The organism is Streptomyces sp. NBC_00670, from assembly GCF_036226765.1.
GTDB lineage: Bacteria > Actinomycetota > Actinomycetes > Streptomycetales > Streptomycetaceae > Streptomyces.
Genome location: NZ_CP109017.1, coordinates 1029648 through 1049402, shown reverse-complemented (window position 1 = coordinate 1049402; position 19755 = coordinate 1029648). Strand labels below are relative to the sequence as shown.

Sequence of the window (19755 nt, the reverse complement as noted above, 5' to 3'; positions counted from 1 at the left end):
CCGTCCCCTTGTCATCGGACGGGTGGCTGCGCGAGGAGGACGACCCGATCGGCTCCGACATCGAAGCCCAGCACCGGATGGCCGTGGTCGCCCTCCGGGTCCATGAACACCGGCTTGCCCAGCCGCCGTCCGATCTCGCGCACGAAGCCGCAGAACACATCGAGTCGCGCCTGGCCCTGCAGTTCCCGCAGATCGACGTCGAAGTCGATCTCGTCGTCGGAACCGAACCGGAAGATCGCCAGGACAGCGGTGTCCGGCCGGACCCGCAGGCTCGGGCACTCGGCATCCGGCGGCCGCGACAGCACGACCCCTGCCGGAGGCACGGGGAGGACTGTCTCACCTTCGACGTACTCGCACTGCCAGCCCCGCTCCGCCACCAGGTCGAGAACCGCCTGCCAGTCCTCCACCGACGTGCCGGGCACACGGATGTCCGGCAGCGCTCCCATCACCTCCGGATCGAAGAAGCCTTTGACGTCGTCCCACAGCAGATCGGCCACCGTGCCATGGTGCCGGGATCCTGACGCCGGGCGCGGCTTTGGGGTGTGGCCGAGGGCCGGGGGGCTCCTTCCCCGGGGGGCTTCCTCCCTGGGGGGCTTCCCCCTCCCCGCCCCCTCACCCCATCCCCACCCCGCCCCAACCCCCCGGCACCGCCAGTTCCGTCTCCAGTTGGTGGAGATGGGCGCGGACCGTCGGGGTCGGGCGCAGCGTGGCCAGTGCGCGCCAGATCTCCAGGTCGTCCTCGCCCCACGCGGCGTGGGCCCAGCCGGCGAGCAGGTCCGGGTCGCGCCGGGCCAGCAGCGCCGTGCGCAGCCCGTCGGCGAGCCGGCGCCGCAGCCGGACCACCGCCGGTGCCTGCGAGGCGGGCAGCAGCGGGCCGACGTAGGCCAGCACCGCACCGGCCACCGCTCCCGTCTCCAACCGGCGCTCCACGACGGTGACGTCGGACTCGACCGCCGCCGTCAGCCGGTACGGACGCGAGGCCAGCAGCCCCGGTCCCAGGATCCGGCGCAGCCGGGCCAGTTCGGCGCGCAGGGTCACCGGCGTCACCGACTCGTCCTCGTACAGCGCGCACAGCAGCTCGTCGCCGCTCAGCCCCTCCGGATGCCGGGCAAGCAGCAGCACGATCTCGCTGTGCCGCCGGCTGAGCCGCAGCGTCCGCCCGCGTACCCGCAACCGCGCCTCGTCCCGGCCCAGCGCCGACAACTCGGCCGTGCCGGCGGCCGGTCCCGGCGGCTGGAGCAGCGACAACTGCGACTCCGCCGCCCGGGCCACCGCCTGTACGAAGCCCAGGCTGTGCGGATGCGCCAGCCCGTCCCCACCGGTGATGTCGACCGCGCCGAGCACCCGCCCCGTCCGTGGATCGTGCACCGGCGCCGCCGCGCACGTCCACGGCTGCACCCGCCGGCTGAAGTGCTCGGCCGCGAACACCTGCACCGGCCGGTCGACGGCCACCGCCGTCCCCGGTGCGTTGGTGCCGACCGCGCTCTCCGCCCAGCGGGCACCCGGGACGAAGTTCATCCGGTCCGCCCGCCGCCGCGTCACAGGGTGCCCCTCGACCCACAGCAGTCTGCCCTGCGCGTCGCACACCGCCAGCAAGTGCTCGCCGTCCGCCGCGAACGACCCCAGCAGTTCCCGGATCAGTGGCATCACCACCGCCAGCGGATGCTCCGCGCGGTACGCCCCGAGGTCCGTTCCGGACAGCTCCACGTCCGCCGTGCCGTCCGGCCCCACCCCGGCCCGCGCCGAGCGCCGCCACGAGTCGGCCACCACGGACCGCACCGGCTGCGGCACCGTGCCGGCCCGCGTGAACGTCTCATGGGCCCGGCGCAGCGCCCGGACCCGCTCGACGGGGTCGGCACCCGGTTCCAGGGCCACCCAGGGATCGGTCAACTCGGCCTCCCGGAGGGCGATGCGCGGCGGTACGGCGTGGTGCGGGGAGACAACGGGACGGTGCGGCTGGGCACATCGTCACTCCCCGACCGGACCCCGACAACCGTTTCGACGCGCATCCGTCCGAACGGGCGGGATCCGGCCCCGCCGGGTGGACGACGGGTGTCAGGCGTTGTTGACGAGTCTTATGTAGCGCGTCCAGTCCCAGTGCGGTCCGGGATCGGTGTGGTCGGTGCCGGGCACCTCGTAGTGTCCGATGATGTGCGAGCGGTCCCTCGGGACGCCGTACGTGTCGCACAGCGCGGCCGTGAGGCGCGCCGACTCCTCGTACAGGGCGTCGGTGAAGTACGCCGGCTGGTCCACCCAGCCCTCGTGCTCGATGCCGATGCTGCGGGTGTTGTAGTCCCAGTTCCCCGCGTGCCAGGCGATGTCGTGCTCCCGTACGCACTGCGCCACGTGTCCGTCGGCCGACCGCACGACATAGTGCGCGGACACCTGCTTCTGCGGGTTCTGGAAGATCTTCAGCGTGTCGGCGTAGGTCTCCTGGGTCACATGGATGACGACGTGGTCGACCGGGTAACTCGTCGGACGGCCGGACGCGGTGTAGTTGGAGGTGCTCGCGGGAACCCATTCGGCGTCCGGGTAGTCGACGGTCCGGACGCGTGCGCCCGCCGGCGGCGCGGGGAGCAGCGGACAGGAGACGGCGGCGAGCGCGGCGCTCTTCAGTAAGAGCCGCCTGCCGACGAGCGGAAGGCCTCGTTCCATGGTCGGGTCCCTTTCCGTGAGGGGCGAAGGATGCGGGAGCGAGGCCCGCCCGACCGGTTCCCTGCCGGGCCCGGGCGCCTCGCGTGACATCACGGTACGGCGCTTCCCGGGAGGACAGGGGAACGGCACGGGAATCGGTGGACAACCCGCGAATTGTGGATAACTCCGCCACTCACACGAGTGAACGAGGCGCACAGCCGGTGCCTTTGGCGTGTGCCTACCCGCGTTCCGCCACCGCCGCCGGGTCGTCGAGGACCGCCCTGGCCACCGAGTGCGCCGCCCCGAGCAGAGGGCCCTGCGGGCCGAGCCGGGAGACGGCCACCGGGCACGCGGATCCCGCCGTGCGGCGGTCCAGTTCCCGCTCCAGCGAGGGCAGCAGCCAGGGCGCGAGATGGGACAGCGCCCCGCCCAGCACGACCGTCCGCGGGTCGAGCAGATTGACCGCGCCGGTCAGCGCGATGCCGAGCGCGGTACCCGCCCCGCGCAGCGCCCGCCGTACGGCGGCGTCCCCCGCGGCCGCACGCTCGCCCAGCAGCCCGACCCGGTCCTCCCGCGGCTCCAGCCCGGCCGCCCGCAGCACCGCCTCCTCACCCGCGTACTGCTCCAGACAGCCGCGCCCGCCGCAGACACAGGCGGGCCCCTCCGGCCGCACCGGCACATGCCCCAGCTCCCCGGCGAACCCGCGCGTGCCCCGCAGCAGCCGCCCGTCCACGACCACCGCGCCACCGATACCGATCTCGGCGGACACGTGCAGGAAGTCGCGGGGCGTGCCCTCCCCGAGCCAGAGCTCCGCCAGACTGCCGAAGTTGGCCTCGTTGTCCACGGTCAGCGGCAGCCCGGCGGGCAGCAGCGGACCGAGATCGAGCTCCCGCCAGCCCAGGTTGGGGGCCCGGACGACGGTACGGGCGTCGGGGGCGACCAGACCCGGCACGGCGACCGCGAGTCCCGCCGCCCACAGCCCCTCCGTCTCGGCCTGCGCCACAACCTGCCGCACCAGCGCGGTCAGTTCGCCGAGCACCGGCTCCGCGGGACGGCCGCGGTTGGTGCCGTGACGTATCGCCCGGGCCCGCACCTCGCCGCGCAGGTCCACCGCGCACACCGCGAGGTGGTCGACGCCGATCTCCGCGCCGATGCCGGCCGGACCGCGTCCGCTGACCGCCAGGGCGGAGCCCGGACGGCCCACCCGGCCGGGGCGTTCGGGACCCAGCTCCTCCAGCAGTCCGGTCCTGATGAGCTCGTCGACGAGCGTGGACACGGCCGCGCGGGTCAGACCGATGCGCGAGGCGACGGCGGCGCGCGACAGCGGTCCCTCCGCGCTCACGGTGTGCATCACGCGCGCCAGATTGCGCCGGCGCATGCCCGCCTGCGTGTCCGGCAGCCGACGGCCGGGACTGGTCGGATGGGCCTCGTGCAGCGGTGCGGTCATGCCTCCCTCGTCACTTCGTCGGTCTGCCGGTCACGCTCACGCCCGGCCCCTCCCGCGCGCGCACCGCCGGTCCGACGGCGGTCGCCGCACCGCACGGCACGGCCGCCCGTCCGGACCGCACGGCGCCGGACGGGTACGCGCCCCGGTCGTTCAGCGCGACTCCTTCTCCAGCAGCGGAGCCGCGTCGGAGAGTACCCCGGTGATCCGCTCCATCGTCGCCTCGTCCCGCTCCACGGACTTTAGAACGGGCCCCCGGGCGGTGTCCCAGCGCCGGGCGACGGCCGCCGGGTCCTCGCCGGTCAGCAGCCCGGCCGCCTGGGCGGCGGCGCCGAGCGCCACCAGTTCCCTGGCCTCGGGCACCTGGACCGGACGGCCCGACAGCCGGCGTACCGTCTGCTGCCACGCCGTGCCCCGGGCGCCGCCGCCGATGAGGAGCAGCGGGGCGTCGCGGTCGGCGTCGTCGTCCAGGACCAGGTCCAGCGCGCCGAGGAGCGCGTGGACGGCGCCGTCGTAGGCCGCCTGGAGCAGCTGCCCGGGCGTCGTGTCGTGCCGCAGCCCGTGCAGCAGCCCGGAGGCGTGGGGGAGCGCGGGGGTGCGCTCGCCGTCCAGGTAGGGCAGCAGGGTGACGCCGGTGCCGGGCTCGACGGCCTCGCGGTCCAGGCCGAGCAGGGCCGCGATCCGGTCCACGGCGAGGGTGCAGTTCAGCGTGCAGGCCAGCGGCAGCCAGTCGCCGCGGGCGTCGGCGAACCCCGCCACCGTGCCGGTCGGGTCGGCCGGACGGCGCGTGGAGACGGCGTACACGGTTCCGGAGGTGCCCAGGCTCAGCACCGGGGTGCCGGGCCGCAGGCCGAGGCCCAGCGCGGCCGCCGCGTTGTCGCCGGTGCCGCAGGCCACCAGGGTGCCCTTGGCGAACGGCAGGTCGTGGCCGTCACGCACGGTGCCGGCCACCTCGCCGGGACGCACCACGCGGGGCAGCAGCGCCGGGTCGAGCCCCACGCGCGCGAGGATCTCCTCGTCGTAGTCCTCCGTCGCCGACGCCCACCAGCCCGTGCCGGAGGCGTCGCCGCGGTCGGTGGTGCCCTCGCCCGTGAGGCGCTCGGTGAGGTAGTCGTGCGGCAGCCGCACCGCCGCGGTGGCGGCGGCCGCCTCCGGCTCGTGCTCCGCGAGCCAGGCCCACTTGGTGACGGTGAACGAGGCGCCGGGCACGCTGCCCGTGCGCTCGGCCCAGGCCTTGGGGCCGCCGAGCTCTTCCACCAGGCGGCCGGCCTGGGCCGCCGAGCGCACGTCGTTCCACAGCAGCGCCGGACGCACCGGCTCGCCCCGGGCGTCCAGTGTCACCAGGCCGTGCTGCTGCCCGCCGATCGACACGGCGGCGGCCTCGCGGGCCGCGTCCCCGCACTGGCGCAGCGCCTCGCCCAGCGCCTCCCACCACTGACGCGGGTCGCTCTCACGGCCCGCACCGGAGGAGACGGTGTGCGGCGCCTGGCCGCTCGCCACCACCCGTCCGGTCGACGCGTCGACGACCAGCGCCTTGGTGGACTGGGTGGATGTGTCCACACCGACGACGAGCGGTCCTTCGGCTGCTGACATCGGGCTCTCCCTCTTCCCGCGGCTCGCGGGATCCGACCTGACCTGACCTGGCTGTCAAGGTGCCCCGGACCGGTGTCGGCCCGGGGGATGTCCGGCGTCTCCGGACCCCTGTACCGGAGACGGCACCCCCGGGTGTCTTCCCAGAGCTGCGATCGCATACTAATTTGTAAAGCGCCATGACGAATAGTCCCAGCAAGCAAGGAGCCGTGGCATGAACTACCAGCCCACCCCCGAGGACAGGTTCACCTTCGGCCTGTGGACCGTCGGCTGGCAGGGACGGGACCCCTTCGGGGACGCGACCCGCCGCGCCCTGGACCCGGTCGAGTCCGTGCAGCGCCTCGCCGAGCTCGGGGCCCACGGAGTCACCTTCCACGACGACGACCTCATCCCCTTCGGATCGAGCGACACCGAGCGCGAGTCCCACATCAAGCGCTTCCGGCAGGCCCTGGACGCCACCGGCATGAAGGTGCCGATGGCCACCACCAACCTCTTCACGCACCCCGTCTTCAAGGACGGCGCGTTCACCGCCAACGACCGCGACGTGCGCCGCTACGCCCTGCGCAAGACGATCCGCAACATCGACCTGGCGGCCGAACTGGGCGCGAAGACCTACGTGGCCTGGGGCGGCCGCGAGGGCGCCGAGTCGGGCGCCGCCAAGGACGTGCGCGCCGCACTCGACCGCATGAAGGAGGCGTTCGACCTCCTCGGCGAGTACGTCGTCTCCCAGGGCTACGACCTCCGCTTCGCCATCGAGCCCAAGCCGAACGAGCCCCGCGGCGACATCCTGCTGCCCACGGTCGGCCACGCCCTGGCGTTCATCGAGCGCCTGGAGCGCCCGGAGATGTACGGCGTCAACCCCGAGGTCGGCCACGAGCAGATGGCCGGCCTGAACTTCCCGCACGGCATCGCCCAGGCCCTGTGGGCGGGCAAGCTCTTCCACATCGACCTCAACGGCCAGTCCGGCATCAAGTACGACCAGGACCTGCGCTTCGGCGCCGGTGACCTGCGTGCCGCCTTCTGGCTGGTCGACCTCCTGGAGAGCGCCGGTTACGACGGCCCGCGGCACTTCGACTTCAAGCCGCCGCGGACCGAGGACCTCGACGGGGTGTGGGCGTCCGCCGCCGGATGCATGCGCAACTACCTCATCCTCAAGGACCGCGCGGCCGCCTTCCGCGCCGACCCGGAGGTCCAGGAGGCCCTGCGCGCCTCGCGTCTCGACCAGCTGACGCAGCAGACCGCGGCCGACGGCCTCCAGGCGCTGCTCGCCGACCGGACCGCCTTCGAGGAGTTCGACGTGGAGGCGGCCGCCGCACGCGGTATGGCCTTCGAGCGTCTCGACCAGCTGGCCATGGACCACTTGCTGCGTGCGCGCGGCTGACCGCGCACGTCCGGGGAGCGGGGCGGTCCGACGCACGGGGTGCGTCGGACCGCCCCGGCCGTGTCCGGACCGGCGCACGACGGGGTGACCGGCGTGCGTATCAGGGGAGACTGAGGGACGCGGCTCAGGGACGTCTCAGGGGTGCGATCAGGGACGTGTCAGGGTCGCGGAAGGAACCGGACGAGGCCCGCGCCCGTTCTTCGGACAGAGAGCTGGAGCAGACATCCGAAGGCAGCTCCGGACAAGGCGTCCGGACGCGGTCCTCAAGGACAGGAAGCGGCGGCTGCCGCGCAGGAGGCGACACATGTCGAGAAACGCGAAGATCGCCGTGGGCGGGGTGCTCGTCGGCCTCATCCTGTGGATCTGGCTGCCCTGGTGGGCCGCCCTGCTGATCGTCCTGGGCATACCGGCGGCCGCGTATCTGGCCCTGGACCCCTCCCAGCGCCGCCGGCTGCGCCGCGTGACGCGCAAGGAACTCGGGCGCTGACGGACACCCGGTGACGGCCGGCGCGGGATGCGTGCCGGCGCCCGGGCCGGGCCTTCTCGGGCCGGGGCCCGGGCCGTGCGCCTGACGTTCAGGCCGGGCGGACGGCCATCTTGTCCAGGGCCTCCAGCAGATCCGGCAGTTCGGGGCCGCGTCCCACGGGGAGAACCTCTCCCGGTTCGTCGTCCAGGAGCAGGAACGCCATGTCGTCCGTGCGGGCGACCAGGGACCATCCCGGACCGTCGGCGCGCAGGGTACGCGCGTCGTCGGACGCGAAGGAGGACCGGACCCGGCCCAGCGGCGGGGGAGTGTCCACATAGGCACGCGCCTCGGCGAGAACACGGCGGATCTCACGGGACCTGCTCCCCGGGGCCGTCCGCGCCTCGCTCCCGGCGGGGGCGCCGGCGTCGCCGTGCACGCGCTCGGCCTCGGTCACGGCTGCACCGGGAGGCGTGTCCTCTTCGGCGCCGGGCGTTTCCCCGGCCGTCCCGGAGTCGTCCGCCGCGGTGCGCGCCCCCGGCGGCGCGGAGAAGGCCTCGTCGATCTGCGCGCGCCAGGCCGCCCACTGCAGCGCGATCTCGTCGGCGCCGAGCCGGCGCTGCGCGGGACCCCAACTGGTGGTGTCCGGCGGGACGAGCGGTGCCCGGTCCGTGAGCTCGGGCGGCGGATCGTGCGGCGCGGGCACGCCCGGTGCGGCCACGGCGACCGCGAGGGGCCAGCCGGGCAGCGCGGTGACGACCGACCGCTCGTCGGGCGACAGGTCGTACTCCATCCCGCAGTCCCAGGAGGAGATGGCGACGGCGACCAGCGACACGTCGTCGACGACGACCGTCCACCGTGCGCCCTCACTGTCCTGACCGAGCACGAGACCGTACCCGTCGACGAGGGGCGCCAGTTCCAGCGCCGCGCAGGCCGCCGGGTAGTCGTCGCCCAGCACACTGGGGAAGTTCGCAGGCGTCAACAGGATCGCCGTGAGCACATACAGCGCATCGTCCTCGACAGTCACGACGTCCTCGTCCGTCCCGGCCATTGCCCTCCTCCTCTCTGCTCGCCCCTCGGCGCACCGCGCACCCTAATGCGCACGCGACCCGGTTGTCACGACTGCGAAGCACACCCGGACCTGCGCGGGCACCGCCGTCCCGGTCCTGGTCAGTCCTCGCGCAGGGCCAGCGCCAGGAATCGCGCGTCCTCGTCGACGTACGACGTCATGCGCCAGCCGGAATCCCCCAGCAGAGGCCCCAGGTTGGCCTCGGCACGCAGATCCCCGGGCGTGATCCGGCGGCCCTGCCGTGCGGCGAGGGCCGCCCGGCCGATCGGATGGAAGAGCGCGAGGACGCCACCGGAGCGCACCACACGCGCCAACTCCCGAAGGTTTCCAGCCGGATCCGGCAGATGTGCGACAAGGCCCGCGGCGAACACGGCGTCGAACGAGGCGTCGCGCAGCGGCAGCCGTGCCACGTCGGCGAGCAGCAGCCTCCCCGCCCGGTCCCGCCCGGCCCGTACGGCGGCCCCGAGCATGGCGGGGGTCAGGTCGGCGCCCACCACCGTCCCCGTATCACCCACCGCCGCTCTCAGCGGTGGCAGGGCCCGCCCCGTGCCGCATCCGGCGTCCAGCACCCGGTCACCGGCCCGCAGACCCAGGCCGGCGACCGCGGCGGCGTACGCGGGAGCGTCGTCCGGGAACCGGCGGTCCCAGTCGGCGGCCCGAGCGGTGAAGAACTCCCTTACGCGTGTGTGGTCGTCACTCATGCACGGCATGATCCCGCACGGAGGAGGGGCCCGCCGCTCGCGCGCACCCCGCCCGCGGCCCCGCCGCCGTCCCCGGTCCGGCCACCGGCCGCCGTCGGTCCTCGGTCATCTTCCGCGCCGTGTCCCGCATCCGCTTGCCCGTGCGCCACCCGTGGGGAAGGCTGGCCGAGCGGACCCCGGAGAGGGGGAGCCGGACGGGGGGAGCGATCCATGGCGTACGACAAGAGGCTCGGCTGGCTGCTCGACGACCTGACCCAACGTGTCGAATACGTGCGCCACGCACTGGTGTTGTCCAACGACGGGCTGGTGACCAGTACGAGCACGGGGTTACGACGGGAGGACGCCGAGCACCTGGCGGCAGTGTCCTCGGGGCTGCACAGTCTGGCCAAGGGGTCCGGGCGGTACTTCGGTGCGGGCGGTGTACGGCAGACCGTGATCGAGTTCGACGACGCCGTCCTGTTCGTGACCTCGGCCGGCGAAAGCAGCTGCCTGTGCGTCCTGAGCGCCGCCGAGGCCGACGTCGGGCGCCTCGCCTACGAGATGACGCTGCTCGTCAACCGCGTCGGCGAACACCTCGGCGTCGACACCCGGGGGCCGGAGCGCCCGCCCGACACCGCGTACTGAGCGCCCCCGAACGTCGCCTGCCGGCCGTCACCACTGCGCCCCTGACCTTGCGGGAACAACGAGCGCGGCCGAGTTGTCCACAGGCCCGCTCGGCGATCCGCGAATCCGGCTACGGTTTTTCCCGAAGCGAGCGCACACCGACGCGAGCACCGGCTCCACGGGGGAGAACCATCATGTCCGGCAAAACCATGACGCTCAACGACACGCCCACGTCCGTCTCACACGCGCACCCGGAACGCGCACTTGCCGCAGCACCGGGCACCACCGTGACGTTCGCCCGGGCCGCCCGGGAACTGCAGTTGCGGCGCGGCGAGTTCGACCTGGCCGTGCGGCTCGGACGCATCCGCACCGCGCCCGACGAGGGAGGCGGGGGCGAGGACCGCCGGGTGCCCCGGGAGGAGATCGAGCGGCTGCGCGCCGAGCCGGGCTTCCCCGAGGCGCTGCGGGAACGCGTACGCGCCGTCGGCACCCGTGAGGGCGCCGCACTGATGGGGGTGACGGTGGCGCGGTTCACCCGGTTCGCCCGCTTGGGCCTGGTCGTCCCGGTGACGTTCTACCTCAACCGCTACCGGGCCGTGGTCTGGCTGTACCTGGCCGAGGAGATCCGGCGGTTCGCCGCCGACGAGGCCCACGCCCCGCTGCTGACCGGCCGCACTCCGGAAGGACTGCGCGACCAACTGGCGGCCGGCCTGGACCTGCGGCCCCGCAACTGGCGCGGCAGGCACCTCGGGTTCCTGCTGCGCCGGACCGAGAACCCGTGGCGGCGGGCGGCCGCGATGGCCTCCCTGCTCGATCCCCTCCTCGTGGCGGAGCTGGTGCCGGACCCCTACGAACGGGCGCACCTCAACCGCCACCGGCCCGACCGGTCCGCCCCTGTCGTCGCGGAGTCGCCGGCGGCCCGCATCACCGCGGACGTCATGACCGCCGGCGATCCCGATGAGATCGACTGGCTCCGGGCCTGCCTGGAGCAGGAGCTCGCCGCCGCGCGGCGCCACCGGCCCGCCCCCCGTCCCGCTGCGTCGCTGCCGCGCGCACAGCCGCACGGGACGCCACCGCAAGCCCGGCACGGGCGGCGTCCGGACGACCCGGAGCAGGCGCGGCGACGGCAGCTGCTGCGCTGGCCGGGGCGCGGCCGCGCCCGTCCCGACGGGACGGTGCCCCGGGGGAGGGAACGGAGCGGCGCACCGGCTACAACGCCCTGAACAGCCCTTCCTGGACCACCGACACCAGCATCTGCCCCTGACGGTCGTAGATGCGCCCGCGGGCCAGTCCCCGGCCGCCCACCGCGATCGGCGACTCCTGGTCGTAGAGGAACCACTCGTCCGCGCGGAAGGGACGGTGGAACCACATGGCGTGATCCAGCGACGCCATGTCGAAGCCGCGTGGCCCCCACAGTGGTTCGACGGGCAGGCGGACGGCGTCCAGCAGCGTCATGTCGCTCGCGTACGTCAGCGCGCAGGTGTGCACGAGAGGGTCGTCACCCAGCGGCCCGACGGCCCGCATCCACACCGCGCTGCGCGGTTCGGCGTCCTTGACCTCCTCGGACGTCCAGCGCAGCCGCTCCACGTAGCGGATGTCGAACGGCTGCCGCCGGGCCATCCGTTCCAGCGTCTCGGGCACCGCGCCGAGGTGCTCCCTGACCTCCTGCGACACCGTCGGCAGCGACTCGGGGTCCGGCACCTCGCGCGCCGGAGGCAGCTGGTGCTCGAAACCTCCCTGTTCCGGCTTGTGGAAGGAGGCGGTCAGCGTGAAGATCGTGCGGCCCTGCTGCACGGCCGTGACCCGGCGGGTCGTGAAGGACCGCCCGTCACGGGAACGTTCGACCTGGTACACGATCGGCACCCCGGGAATTCCCGGGCGCAGGAAGTACGCGTGCAGCGAGTGCACCGGGCGCTCGCCGTCGGTGGTGCGGCCCGCCGCGACCAGCGCCTGGCCGGCCACCTGGCCGCCGAAGACCCGCTGCAGGGACTCCTGGGGGCTGCGGCCGCGGAAGATGTTGACCTCGATCTGCTCCAGATCGAGCAGGTCGACGAGTCGCTCCGCCGGGTTCGTGGTCATGGAACGCGCCTTTCCGTGCTCACAGCTGGCCGACGTCGGTGACCCGGATGACGGCGCGGCCCTCGGCGTCCGAGGCCGTCAGGTCGACCTCGGCGCTGATGCCCCAGTCGTGGTCGCCGTTGGGGTCGGCGAAGGCCTGGCGGACCCGCCAGATCCCGGCACCCGGGTCCTCCTCGATCATCAGCAGACGGGGGCCGCGGGCATCGGGACCGGTGCCCAGCTCCTCGTACTCGTCCCAGTACTTGTCCATCGCCTCGCCCCAGGCGTCCGCGTCCCAGCCGGTCTCGGCGTCCAGCTCGCCCAGTTCCTCGACCTGGTCCAGCGCGGCCAGTTCGACCCGGCGGAACATGGCGTTGCGGACCAGCACCCGGAAGGCGCGGGCGTTGGCGGTGACCGGCTTGACCTGGTCGGCCTTCTCCTGGGCCTGCTCGGCGGTCATCTCCTCGGGGTTGGCGAGTTGCTCCCACTCGTCCAGCAGGCTGGAGTCGACCTGACGCACCATCTCGCCCAGCCAGGCGATCAGGTCCTCGAGGTCGTCGGACTTCAGATCGTCGGGGACGGTGTGGTCGAGGGCCTTGAAGGCGCTGGCGAGATAGCGCAGCACGATGCCCTCGGTGCGGGCGAGCTCGTAGAACGACACGAACTCCGTGAAGGAGAGGGCCCGCTCGAACATGTCCCGGACGACGGACTTCGGCGACAGCGGATGGTCGCCCACCCACGGGTGGCTCTTGCGGTACGTGTGGTAGGCGTGGAAGAGCAGCTCCTCCAGCGGCTTGGGGTACGTCACTTCCTGGAGCCGCTCCATCCGCTCCTCGTACTCGACGCCGTCCGCCTTCATCGCCGCCACGGCCTCGCCGCGCGCCTTGTTCTGCTGGGCGGCGAGGATCTGCCGCGGGTCGTCCAAGGTGGACTCCACGACGGAGACCATGTCGAGCGCGTAGGACGGCGACTCGGGGTCCAGCAGCTCGAAGGCGGCGAGCGCGAACGTCGACAGCGGCTGGTTGAGCGCGAAGTCCTGCTGAAGGTCGACCGTGAGCCGCACGATCCGCCCGGTGGGGTCCGGCTCGTCGAGCTTCTCGACGATGCCGCCGTCCAGCAGCGACCGGTAGATGGCGATGGCCCGCCGGATGTGCCGCAGCTGCTGCTTGCGCGGCTCGTGGTTGTCCTCCAGCAGATGGCGCATCGCCTCGAACGCGTTGCCGGGACGGGCGATCACCGACAGCAGCATCGTGTGCGTCACCCGGAAGCGGGAGGTGAGCGGTTCCGGCTGCGAGTCGATGAGCTTCTCGAAGGTCTTCTCGGTCCAGCTGACGAACCCCTCGGGTGCCTTCTTGCGCACCACCTTGCGGCGCTTCTTCGGGTCGTCACCGGCCTTGGCGAGCGCCTTCTCGTTCTCGATGACGTGCTCGGGCGCCTGCGCGACGACGAAGCCGGCCGTGTCGTACCCCGCCCGCCCCGCGCGGCCCGCGATCTGGTGGAACTCACGTGCGCGCAGGGTCCGCACCCGGCTGCCGTCGTACTTCGTCAGCGCCGTGAACAGCACGGTCCGGATGGGCACGTTGACGCCCACGCCCAGGGTGTCGGTGCCGCAGATGACCTTCAGCAGACCGGCCTGGGCGAGCTTCTCGACGAGCCGCCGGTACTTGGGCAGCATGCCGGCGTGGTGCACACCGATGCCGTGGCGTACATAGCGGGAGAGGTTGCGGCCGAACTTGGTGGTGAAACGGAAGCTGCCGATCAGCTCGGCGATCTGCTCCTTCTCCTCCCGGGTGCACATGTTGATGCTCATCAACGCCTGCGCCCGCTCCACGGCCTGCGCTTGGGTGAAGTGGACGATGTACACCGGCGCCTGCCGGCCCGCCAGCAGGTCGGTGAGCGTCTCGGTCAGCGGGGTGTAGCGGTACTCGTACGACAGCGGCACCGGACGGGTCGCCGAACGGACCACCGCGGTGGGGCGGCCGGTGCGGCGGGTGAGGTCCTTCTCGAAGAAGGAGACGTCGCCGAGCGTCGCCGACATCAGGATGAACTGGGCCTGCGGCAGCTCCAGGATCGGGATCTGCCAGGCCCAGCCGCGGTCGCCCTCCGCGTAGAAGTGGAACTCGTCCATCACCACCTGGCCGACGTCCGCCTGCCGGCCGTCGCGCAGCGCGATGGACGCCAGCACCTCGGCCGTGCAGCAGATGACGGGGGCGTCGGCGTTGACGGAGGCGTCACCGGTGAGCATGCCGACGTTCTCGGTGCCGAACAGCTTGCACAGCTCGAAGAACTTCTCCGACACCAGCGCCTTGATCGGCGCGGTGTAGAACGTGACCTCGTCTTTGGCGAGCGCCGCGAAGTGCGCCCCCGCGGCGATCATGCTCTTGCCCGAGCCCGTCGGGGTGGAGACGATCACGTTCGCACCCGAGACCACCTCGATCAGCGCCTCCTCCTGGTGCGGGTAGAGGGTCAGACCCCGTTCCCCGACCCACGACTCGAAGGCTTCGTAGAGGGCATCGGGGTCGGCGGTCCGCGGGAGCTGATCGATAAGGGTCACGCCCTCCATCTTGCCTGCCGACGGCGCCGTAGGGGGAATCGGCTGCGGGCCCGAAGATCGCGAACGCTACGCTGTGGCGCCGGTGCGGTGGCGGCGCACGCACCAACTGGGCAACGGCGAACGAGAAATGGGGCGGGACACGGCCATGATGGGACCAGCGCACTCACTGTCGGGGGCGGCGGCCTGGCTCGGCGTCGGCGCGGCGACGGCCGCGGCCGGGCATCCGATGCCCTGGCCGGTGCTGCTGGTCGGCGCCCTGATCTGCGCGGGGGCCGCGCTGGCCCCCGATCTGGACCACAAGGCGGCCACCATCTCGAGGGCGTTCGGCCCCCTGTCCCGCTGGCTGTGCGAAATCGTCGACACGCTGTCCCACACCGTCTACCAGGGCACGAGGAAGAAGGGTGACCCGAGGCGCTCGGGCGGTCACCGCACGTTGACGCACACCTGGCTCTGGGCCGTGTTGATCGGTGGTGGCACCTCCGTCCTCGCCATCACGGGCGGTCGCTGGGCCGTGCTGGGCATCCTCTTCGTGCACATGGTGCTGGCCATCGAGGGCCTGCTGTGGCGGGCGGCGCGCGGGTCCAGCAGTGACGTCCTGGTGTGGCTGCTGGCCGCGACGAGCGCGTGGATCCTCGCGGGCATCCTCGACGAGCCGGGCAAGGGCTCGGACTGGCTGTTCACGGCGCCGGGCCAGGAGTACCTGTGGTTGGGACTGCCGATCGTGCTCGGCGCGCTGGTGCACGACATCGGGGACGCCCTGACGGTCTCCGGCTGCCCGATCCTGTGGCCGATACCGGTGGGCCGCAAGCGCTGGTATCCGGTGGGTCCGCCGAAGGCGATGCGGTTCCGTGCGGGCAGCTGGGTGGAGCTGAAGGTGCTCATGCCGGCGTTCATGGTGCTCGGCGGGGTCGGCGGCGCGGCGGCACTCAACTACATCTGACCCCTGGTCCGCATCTGCCCACGGGCCACGGGCCGCCGTCAGGCATACGGGGCGGAGTCCTCGTCGACGACGTGCACCGCCGCCTCCTCCGCGGACGCCGCGGCACCGTCGATGCCGACGTCCGTGGCGATCAGCCCGCTCTCCCCGTCCTCGTGCGCGCCCTCGTCGGGCGCCACCAGCCGGCCGGAACGGGCAGTGCCCACCTCGTTGTCGACGGGCTCACCGTCGCTGTCCGGTGCGTCACCGATGCCGTCGCCGTCCACGGGCACCGGGTCGGGCAGCTCCTCGGCCAGACGCTGCTCCAGCGTCTCGCCCCGCCGGCGCTCCGCCGCGGTCACTCCCCGGTGCTCCACCGCCCAGGGCCGCTCCGGGGGCGACCAGCCCCGGTCGAGCGGGTCGTCCACTCCGTCGGTCTCCAGGGTGTCCTCGACGTCGAGGAGCCCCGAGTCCTCCTGGATCTCGGATCCGTCGGGCTGGTAGACGTCGTCCCCCCATCCGTCGGCGCTGGACACGGGTACCTCCAAGGGGAGGGGCCGCACGCCCGGGCCGCCCGGTGCGGCCGGAGGAGCGCACGTGCCCGGCACGGGCCAGGACGCCGGTGACCGTACGGCTGCGGCGGCCTCCGCGACCCGTGACACCTCCAGCGTTCCACCCCGGCTCGACACGGCGCAAACGGCCGGTCCGGCGGGGCTGCCGCAAGCCCCGGCGGCGCCGGGTGGCGCCGAGTGGCACCCCGTGGCACCGCATGGCGCCATGCGGTGCCACGGGGTGCCAGGGTGCGGTGTCATCGGCGTGTGGCGGTGGATGGTGTCAACGTGGCTCAGGCTGACCTTCCTTGGGTTCTCGCAGGTCAGGGCTGCCTTCGAGGGAGGTCGGACATGCCGGGTGCCAATCGGGCTTGTGCGTGGCGCCATAGTGATGCCATGATGGCGTCATGGACCTCACTCCCTACGTCGACACTCTCCGCCGTGAACTCGCGGTGGCCGCCGAGGCCGGCGGAGAAGACGCCCGCGAGCTGGCCGAGCGGCTCACCGCTCCCCTGGAGTCGGCGACCCGTCTGACCATGCTCAACGTGCTCTCGGCCGCGATGGACGAGATCACACGGGAGCTCGCCCCCGGCTCGGTCGACGTACGGCTGCGCGGACTGGATCCCGACTTCGTGGTCACGCCGCCGCCCGTCGACGTCGTCGCCGCGAAGTCGGCCTTCACCCATGCCGAACCGCTCAAGGCGCCGGCGCCCGTGGAAGGCGACGAGGGTGGCACCGCCCGCGTCAACCTGCGCCTGCCGGCCCACCTCAAGGCGCGCGCCGAGGAGGCCGCGGCCCACGAGGGGCTGTCGGTCAACGCCTGGCTGGTCCGGGCCGTGTCGGCGGCGGTCGACGGCGGCGCGCGGCCGCGTACGTCGGAGAGGGCCCACGCCGTCGGACAGAGCTTCACGGGCTGGGTGCGCTAGCCGCAGCCGCTCGCACCAGAGGAAAAGCGCGACACCCGCATCACGTCCCACCAGCGGGACGACCCGACGAACCAAGAGGACGGAACAGCCATGCCTTCTTTCGACACCCCCGAGCCCATCGCCGTCACCGCCCACGTCGGCGCCGGATCCATCCGGTTCGCCGCGGGCGACCGCCCCGAGACGGTCGTCGAGGTACTGCCCCGCGACCCGAAGCGGACCAAGGACGCGAAGGCCGCCGAGCAGACCGAGGTCACGTACGCGAACGGCACGCTGACCGTCCGGACGAAGGAGCGCCGCGTGATCGGGCCCTCCGGAGTCGTCGACGTGACGGTCGAACTGCCCATGGGCTCGCAGGTCGATGCGAACGGTTCCTGGATCCAGGTATCCGGTGAGGGCCGGCTCGGCGAAGTCCGGGTGAAGACCTCCGTCGGCGACGTCCGCCTCGACACCACCGGTCCGCTGCAACTGACCACCTCCCATGGGTCGATCAGCGTCGACCGGGTCGAGGGCGCGGCCGAGATCGCCACCAGTTCCGGCAGTATGCGGATCGGCGCCGTCAGCGGCGCGGCCGTCCTGAAGAACTCGCACGGCACCACCACCGTGGGAGTCGTGACCGGTGACCTCCGGGTGAACGGCGCCAACGGGGACATCGACATCGCGCGCGCCGAGGGCTCGGTCACCGCCACCACCGCCCACGGCACCCTGCGTGTCTCCGAGGTCGCCAGGGGCTCGGTCCAGTTGGAGACGTCCGCCGGCGCCATCGAGATCGGCATCCGGAAGGGCACCGCCGCCTGGCTGGACGTCAGCTCCGGCCACGGTCAGGTGCGCAATACGCTCACCGCTTCCGACGCTCCGGCGGAGGCCGAGGACACCGTCGAGGTGCGCGCCCGGACCCGCTACGGCAACATCGACATCCGCCGCGCCCAGGTCTGAGTACGGGGCCGCCCACGCCTCACCCACTCGTCAGCTCGCCCAGCATTGCCGGCCGCCCGGATCCCGCCGGCTGCTCCAGCCCTCGAAACGGGGAACTCGATGCCTTCATCTGTCATGCCCACGTCCAATCGGCCGAATGGTCCCCAGCGGGCCGCCGCCGTCTCCACCCTCGGTCTGCGCAAGTCGTACGGCGACAAGACCGTGCTCGACGGAATCGATCTGCGCATCCCGGCCGGATCCGTCTTCGCTCTGCTCGGCCCCAACGGCGCCGGCAAGACCACCACCGTGCAGATCCTCTCCACGCTGATCGCCGCCGACGGAGGACAGGCCCAGGTCGCGGGGCACGACGTCGCCACGTCACCGGACGGAGTGCGCGCCGCGATAGGCGTCACCGGGCAGTTCGCCGCGCTCGACGATCTGCTCACCGCCGAGGAGAACCTGCTCCTGATGGCCGACCTGCTGCGCCTCGGCAAACGGGAAGGGCGCGTCCGCGTAGGGGAGTTGCTCCGGCGATTCGGCATCGCGGACGTCGCGCACAAGCGGGCCGCGACCTTCTCCGGCGGTATGCGGCGCCGCCTCGACCTGGCCATGACGCTGGTCGGGGACCCGCAGGTGATCTTCCTGGACGAGCCGACGACCGGGCTCGACCCGCGCAGCCGGCGCACCATGTGGGACACGGTGCGCTCGCTGGTCGCGGGCGGCACCACGGTCTTCCTCACCACTCAGTACCTGGAAGAGGCCGACCAGTTGGCCGACCGGATCGCCGTGCTCGACGGCGGCCGCATCGTCGCCGAGGGCACCGCCGAGGAACTCAAGGCGCAGATCCCCGGCAGCCACGTACGGCTGCGGTTCAACGACCTCGCCGAGTACGAGCGCGCGGCCGCCGTCTTCCCCGGCGCGGCCCCCGACGACGAGAACCTCGCCCTGCGCGTGGCCGGCGACAGCGGGCTCGACGCGCTGCGCGCCCTCCTCGACCGGCTCGACGCCGCCGGGGTCCGCGCCGCCGACTTCTCCGTGCACACCCCCGACCTCGACGACGTGTTCCTCGCCCTCACCGGCGACGGCACCACCGGGACGGACACCGACACCAGCACGCCGACTTCCGTGAAGGAGACCTCGCGATGAGCACCCTCGGCTACGCCGTGCACGACTCGATGACGATGCTGCGGCGCAACCTGAAGCACGCGATCCGCTACCCGGCTGTCGGGTTCGGCAGCGCCATGACACCCATCCTGATGCTGCTGCTGTTCGTGTACGCCTTCGGCGACTCCCTCGGCGCCGGAATGGGCGGCGGCAGGGACGCGTATCTCGACTACCTGACGCCCGGCATCATCGTGATGGGCGTGGCCGCCGGATCGATGTCGACCTCGATCGCGGTCTGCTCCGACATGACCGAGGGCATCATCAACCGCTTCCGCACCATGAACATCACACGCTCGTCGTTCATGACAGGACACGTCCTCGGCAGTGTTCTGCAGACGATGATGTGCCTCGTCCTGGTCGTGGGCGTCGCACTCGCAGTCGGCTTCCGGCCCGACGCGAGCCCGCTCGAGTGGCTGGCTGCCGCAGGCCTCCTCGCGGCCATCGCGTTCGCGGTGACGTGGCTGTCGGCGGCGCTCGGACTGATCTCCAAGACCGTCGAGTCGGCGAGCAACAAGCCGCTGCTGGTCCAGTTCCTCCCGTTCCTCGGTTCGGCGTTCGTGCCGGCCGACTCGATGTCGCCGGGGCTGCGCTGGTTCGCCGAGAACCAGCCCTTCACGCCGATGACCGAGACGTTGCGGGGGCTGCTCTCCGGCACGGCGATCGGCGACAACGGATGGATATCCCTCGCCTGGTGCGCCGGTATCGCCCTGGTCGGCTACGTGTGGTGCCGCTCCCTGTTCAACAGCACCACCACGCGCTGAGCGGCACGTACCGTCGCCCCAGACCGCC

The 19755-nt window shown here is 72.6% G+C and carries 19 protein-coding genes; 9 read left to right on the top strand and 10 right to left on the bottom strand.

Going from position 1 to position 19755, the window contains the following annotated elements:
* Nucleotides 1–11: 11 nt before the first annotated feature.
* The 5 genes from OIE12_RS04575 to xylB form a co-directional block, all read right to left on the bottom strand.
* Nucleotides 12–497, bottom strand: coding sequence for a hypothetical protein (locus OIE12_RS04575; RefSeq protein WP_329131982.1), 486 nt, complete (start codon nt 495–497; stop codon nt 12–14).
* Between the two features lie 115 nt (nt 498–612).
* The gene (locus OIE12_RS04570) at nt 613–1890 is read right to left on the bottom strand and encodes a GAF domain-containing protein (RefSeq protein ID WP_329131980.1); all 1278 of its coding nucleotides are present in this window, start codon (nt 1888–1890) and stop codon (nt 613–615) included.
* Between the two features lie 165 nt (nt 1891–2055).
* Nucleotides 2056–2655, bottom strand: coding sequence for an N-acetylmuramoyl-L-alanine amidase (locus OIE12_RS04565; RefSeq protein WP_329131978.1), 600 nt, complete (start codon nt 2653–2655; stop codon nt 2056–2058).
* Between the two features lie 217 nt (nt 2656–2872).
* Complete coding sequence (locus OIE12_RS04560; protein WP_329131977.1) at nt 2873–4081, bottom strand: ROK family transcriptional regulator; 1209 nt, start codon at nt 4079–4081, stop codon at nt 2873–2875.
* 150 nt (nt 4082–4231) lie between these two features.
* Nucleotides 4232–5671: a xylulokinase gene (gene xylB, locus OIE12_RS04555; protein WP_329131975.1), complete on the bottom strand. Its 1440-nt coding sequence runs from the start codon at nt 5669–5671 to the stop codon at nt 4232–4234.
* A gap of 211 nt (nt 5672–5882) precedes the next feature.
* Between xylB and xylA the strand changes: the two genes are divergently transcribed.
* Together xylA and OIE12_RS04545 are read left to right on the top strand one after the other, a co-directional pair.
* Nucleotides 5883–7049, top strand: coding sequence for a xylose isomerase (xylA, locus tag OIE12_RS04550; protein WP_329131973.1), 1167 nt, complete (start codon nt 5883–5885; stop codon nt 7047–7049).
* A 304-nt stretch (nt 7050–7353) separates the two neighbouring features.
* A complete protein-coding gene (locus OIE12_RS04545) occupies nt 7354–7536 on the top strand; it encodes a hypothetical protein (protein WP_030377777.1) in 183 nt (60 codons plus the stop codon).
* Between the two features lie 88 nt (nt 7537–7624).
* Here the strand turns inward: OIE12_RS04545 and OIE12_RS04540 are convergent, their stop codons facing one another.
* On the bottom strand, nt 7625–8563 hold the full coding sequence (locus OIE12_RS04540; protein ID WP_329131971.1) for a hypothetical protein: 939 nt from the start codon (nt 8561–8563) through the stop codon (nt 7625–7627).
* 119 nt (nt 8564–8682) lie between these two features.
* Nucleotides 8683–9282, bottom strand: coding sequence for a class I SAM-dependent methyltransferase (locus OIE12_RS04535; protein ID WP_329131969.1), 600 nt, complete (start codon nt 9280–9282; stop codon nt 8683–8685).
* A 210-nt stretch (nt 9283–9492) separates the two neighbouring features.
* Between OIE12_RS04535 and OIE12_RS04530 the strand changes: the two genes are divergently transcribed.
* Nucleotides 9493–9906, top strand: a complete 414-nt coding sequence (locus OIE12_RS04530) for a roadblock/LC7 domain-containing protein (protein ID WP_329131967.1) — start codon at nt 9493–9495, stop codon at nt 9904–9906.
* A gap of 173 nt (nt 9907–10079) precedes the next feature.
* Nucleotides 10080–11108: a DUF6397 family protein gene (locus OIE12_RS04525; RefSeq protein ID WP_329131965.1), complete on the top strand. Its 1029-nt coding sequence runs from the start codon at nt 10080–10082 to the stop codon at nt 11106–11108.
* Here the strand turns inward: OIE12_RS04525 and OIE12_RS04520 are convergent.
* A complete protein-coding gene (locus OIE12_RS04520) occupies nt 11095–11964 on the bottom strand; it encodes an acyl-CoA thioesterase (protein WP_329131963.1) in 870 nt (289 codons plus the stop codon). The genes OIE12_RS04525 and OIE12_RS04520 overlap by 14 nt on opposite strands.
* 19 nt (nt 11965–11983) lie before the next feature.
* Complete coding sequence (locus OIE12_RS04515) at nt 11984–14497, bottom strand: DEAD/DEAH box helicase (RefSeq protein WP_329131961.1); 2514 nt, start codon at nt 14495–14497, stop codon at nt 11984–11986.
* A gap of 145 nt (nt 14498–14642) precedes the next feature.
* Here OIE12_RS04515 and OIE12_RS04510 point away from each other — a divergent pair, with 145 nt between their 5' ends.
* On the top strand, nt 14643–15437 hold the full coding sequence (locus OIE12_RS04510; protein WP_329131959.1) for a metal-dependent hydrolase: 795 nt from the start codon (nt 14643–14645) through the stop codon (nt 15435–15437).
* A 38-nt stretch (nt 15438–15475) separates the two neighbouring features.
* On the opposite strand, the gene OIE12_RS04505 is transcribed toward OIE12_RS04510, so the two are convergent.
* Nucleotides 15476–15949, bottom strand: coding sequence for a DUF5709 domain-containing protein (locus OIE12_RS04505; protein ID WP_329131958.1), 474 nt, complete (start codon nt 15947–15949; stop codon nt 15476–15478).
* Between the two features lie 422 nt (nt 15950–16371).
* Here OIE12_RS04505 and OIE12_RS04500 point away from each other — a divergent pair, with 422 nt between their 5' ends.
* The 4 genes from OIE12_RS04500 (at nt 16372) to OIE12_RS04485 (ending at nt 19727) form a co-directional block, all read left to right on the top strand.
* Nucleotides 16372–16890 (top strand): toxin-antitoxin system HicB family antitoxin, encoded by a 519-nt coding sequence (locus OIE12_RS04500; RefSeq protein ID WP_329131957.1) that lies wholly within the window; start codon nt 16372–16374, stop codon nt 16888–16890.
* Nucleotides 16891–16980: 90 nt separating this feature from the next.
* Nucleotides 16981–17823, top strand: a complete 843-nt coding sequence (locus OIE12_RS04495) for a DUF4097 family beta strand repeat-containing protein (RefSeq protein WP_329131955.1) — start codon at nt 16981–16983, stop codon at nt 17821–17823.
* 114 nt (nt 17824–17937) lie between these two features.
* Nucleotides 17938–18948 (top strand): ATP-binding cassette domain-containing protein, encoded by a 1011-nt coding sequence (locus tag OIE12_RS04490; RefSeq protein ID WP_329131953.1) that lies wholly within the window; start codon nt 17938–17940, stop codon nt 18946–18948.
* Nucleotides 18945–19727, top strand: coding sequence for an ABC transporter permease (locus OIE12_RS04485; RefSeq protein ID WP_329131951.1), 783 nt, complete (start codon nt 18945–18947; stop codon nt 19725–19727). The genes OIE12_RS04490 and OIE12_RS04485 overlap by 4 nt, the downstream gene beginning before the upstream one ends.
* Nucleotides 19728–19755 lie beyond the last annotated feature (28 nt).

Coding starts and splice junctions, on each gene's coding strand:
- OIE12_RS04530 (WP_329131967.1), top strand. CDS start 9,493: ATGGCGTACGACAAGAGGCTCGGCTGGCTGCTCGACGACCTGACCCAA.
- xylA (WP_329131973.1), top strand. CDS start 5,883: ATGAACTACCAGCCCACCCCCGAGGACAGGTTCACCTTCGGCCTGTGG.
- OIE12_RS04525 (WP_329131965.1), top strand. CDS start 10,080: ATGTCCGGCAAAACCATGACGCTCAACGACACGCCCACGTCCGTCTCA.
- OIE12_RS04565 (WP_329131978.1), bottom strand. CDS start 2,655: ATGGAACGAGGCCTTCCGCTCGTCGGCAGGCGGCTCTTACTGAAGAGC.
- OIE12_RS04500 (WP_329131957.1), top strand. CDS start 16,372: ATGGACCTCACTCCCTACGTCGACACTCTCCGCCGTGAACTCGCGGTG.
- OIE12_RS04545 (WP_030377777.1), top strand. CDS start 7,354: ATGTCGAGAAACGCGAAGATCGCCGTGGGCGGGGTGCTCGTCGGCCTC.
- OIE12_RS04490 (WP_329131953.1), top strand. CDS start 17,938: ATGCCCACGTCCAATCGGCCGAATGGTCCCCAGCGGGCCGCCGCCGTC.
- OIE12_RS04485 (WP_329131951.1), top strand. CDS start 18,945: ATGAGCACCCTCGGCTACGCCGTGCACGACTCGATGACGATGCTGCGG.
- OIE12_RS04510 (WP_329131959.1), top strand. CDS start 14,643: ATGATGGGACCAGCGCACTCACTGTCGGGGGCGGCGGCCTGGCTCGGC.
- OIE12_RS04535 (WP_329131969.1), bottom strand. CDS start 9,282: ATGAGTGACGACCACACACGCGTAAGGGAGTTCTTCACCGCTCGGGCC.
- OIE12_RS04495 (WP_329131955.1), top strand. CDS start 16,981: ATGCCTTCTTTCGACACCCCCGAGCCCATCGCCGTCACCGCCCACGTC.
- xylB (WP_329131975.1), bottom strand. CDS start 5,671: ATGTCAGCAGCCGAAGGACCGCTCGTCGTCGGTGTGGACACATCCACC.
- OIE12_RS04540 (WP_329131971.1), bottom strand. CDS start 8,563: ATGGCCGGGACGGACGAGGACGTCGTGACTGTCGAGGACGATGCGCTG.
- OIE12_RS04520 (WP_329131963.1), bottom strand. CDS start 11,964: ATGACCACGAACCCGGCGGAGCGACTCGTCGACCTGCTCGATCTGGAG.
- OIE12_RS04560 (WP_329131977.1), bottom strand. CDS start 4,081: ATGACCGCACCGCTGCACGAGGCCCATCCGACCAGTCCCGGCCGTCGG.